The organism is Escherichia sp. S10b (assembly GCF_028421345.1).
Lineage (GTDB): Bacteria > Pseudomonadota > Gammaproteobacteria > Enterobacterales > Enterobacteriaceae > ECMA0423.
The window spans coordinates 1-643 of record NZ_JAHZSO010000112.1; the positions used below are offsets into that span (position 1 = coordinate 1).

Annotated in this window: 1 pseudogene; it reads right to left on the reverse strand. The window is 49.8% G+C overall.

The features are described from left to right. Positions 1–207: 207 nt before the first annotated feature. Positions 208–561: pseudogene (locus FTE26_RS08365) on the reverse strand (YbiU family protein); the annotation flags it as partial. Between the last annotated feature and the right edge of the window lie 82 nt (positions 562–643).

A 643-nucleotide genomic window follows, 5' to 3' on the forward strand; every position in this document is an offset into this window, starting at 1 on the left:
GCATGCCTGCAATCCGGGAAACCGGACCAGGAAAAAACTTGCAGGCCATAACAGTATCTACGTGAACTCTGCAATATATTGAATCTGCAGGACTTTGTAGGCCAGATAAGCGTAGCGCATCAGGCATTAAGAAAGCGCACTTGTCAGCAATCTGAGTAACGTCGAATCGATTTTCTTAATCCCACATCAATTCACTTCCATTAACTCTCAAACATCCATGCCCAACGCTCGCTTACCGTGAATGTTGAGGTCGGCAAGCGTAAAGCGTCCTTCCCAGTTTGTTTCATAGTCCTCGCGCGGGAAGTCGCCCGGCGATGCGCCTTTTTCCAGTGCGGCCTTCACCTTGTGCGCGTAGGCAAGATTTTTCTCGCACATCGGTGCCGCAGGAATGTACATCACGTTGCCCCAACCCTGTTGATTTTCAACGGGGGCAACGGAATGGATGACGTCGCAGTGCCACCAGACGGAGTCTCCGGCCTCGAGTTTTGGAATGCTGGTTAACGCCTCAATTAACAGTGGATGCCATTGCTCTGATACCGGCAACACTCTTCCGGGCGCTATGTAGTGGCACACTAAATTTGGCCACCTGATGAAAGGTGATATTCTCACCACAACACAAAATAGGTGACTTAATGAACAAGAA